The organism is Okeania sp. SIO2B9 (assembly GCF_010672505.1).
In the GTDB taxonomy this organism is placed as follows: Bacteria; Cyanobacteriota; Cyanobacteriia; order Cyanobacteriales; family Microcoleaceae; genus Okeania; species Okeania hirsuta.
Map to the genome: position 1 here is coordinate 1 of NZ_JAAHGK010001530.1, position 1,590 is coordinate 1,590.

A 1,590-nucleotide genomic window follows, 5' to 3' on the forward strand; every position below is an offset into this window, starting at 1 on the left:
TACTGGAGCTATGCGAGAAGCAGTTTTAATTAATCCTATTGATGCGGAAAATTTAAGTTTAAAAGATGGGTATAAGGTACTGTTAAAGAATGATTTGGGTGAGTTTCAAGGAAGAGTATATTTAGCTCCGATGAAACCAGGTAATTTACAAATACATTGGCCGGAAGGAAATGTGTTATTAGATCAGGGTAAACGTTCTGTTGAAGGTGTGCCTGATTATAATGCTTTGGTCTGTTTAGAAAAGTTAGATTAGGTTAAAGTTTTGAAGATATTGAGTGGGTGAAAAGATGGAAAATTTTTGATTCAAGGAGGTTACTGATTTTTGAGTAATACTAAATCTCACGCATTCTTGCTACATCTTCTTGAAAGTAGGGAGTAGGTAGCAGGAAAGAAAGAATATAGTTTTTCTAATCCTGAGTATTTTGTTAAGTAAGCTTTCATTATTTGGACTCTGAACTACTGTGCCACATTTACATGGAATCTACTCTATCTTCCAAAGAGAAGTGATTTTTATTGATTAATTGTTAATTTAAGAATAAATTTCTATAGAAACTTTCTTGTTGAATAGAGTTATATAATCTCCTTTGAAGAGTGTGATAAAAAACTTTCTCCTCTTCCTTCTTTGTTCCCTCCTGACTCCTGACTCCTCACTCCTCCAAAGAGAGGTAATTTTTAGTGATTAATTGTTAATTTGAGAATAAATTTCTATAGAAACTTTCCTGTTAAATAGAGTTATATCATGTCCTTTTAAGAGCGTGATAAAAAATTTTCTTCTCCTCTTCCTTCTTTATTTCTTCCTGACTCCTGACTCCCCCTCCTGGGAGGGGTTAGGGGTGGGTTGACTCCTGACTCCTCCAAGGAGACGATTCATAAATTTTATCATTTTCTTTGTGGGTTTAATACCCCACCGTCAACGGGGGTGTTCAAAATTACTTGGGGGAGCGAATCCCCATGTAATTTTCCTCCTGTCTCCTGTCTCCTGTCTCCTGTCTCCTGTCTCCTTCTTCAATTTTAATAATGGTCTCTATCATTATAAAATATTAAAAATATTGATAGTAAACCTCTAGGCATTATTGCTTGGGCATTATCTAGAAAATCTCAAAATGAAAATCTAAAAATTCAAGGTAGAAAATTCAACTAATAACTTAAGTTTACTGACAACTTACAACTGATAATTGAAATGACTGATTAATATTCTTTCAATAAACTTTAAAACAAAAATCTAGTGGGATAACAAAGCTAAAATGACAGAATTCTGGAATCAAGTTTTAAACTTCGCAGAAACAATAACTTTTCGAGTAGGAAATCAATTATTAAAAGACTTCGGAAATGTCACAGCAGATGAAAAAGCTGACGGTAGTTTAATTACTAAATCCGATAAATGGGCAGATAGAGAAATTAGAGAAGCGATCGCTCATACTTTTCCCACTCATGGAATCTTAACAGAAGAAACTCAACAGATATTTCCTAGTAATGAATGGTGTTGGATTATTGACCCCTTAGATGCTACTACAAACTTTGCTAAAGGTATACCAATTTGGCAACTTCTATCGCCTTATTGTATCAAGGTATTCCTATATTTGGTTATAA

Annotated in this window: 2 protein-coding genes; both read left to right on the forward strand. The window is 33.8% G+C overall.

What is annotated here, in order from left to right:
- The coding region (locus F6K13_RS32325; RefSeq protein ID WP_287289788.1) for a molybdopterin dinucleotide binding domain-containing protein at nt 1–253 on the forward strand (253 nt) is incomplete at its 5' end.
- Between the two features lie 991 nt (nt 254–1,244).
- A partial coding sequence (locus F6K13_RS32330; RefSeq protein ID WP_353735751.1) for an inositol monophosphatase family protein occupies nt 1,245–1,590 on the forward strand: 346 nt, incomplete at its 3' end.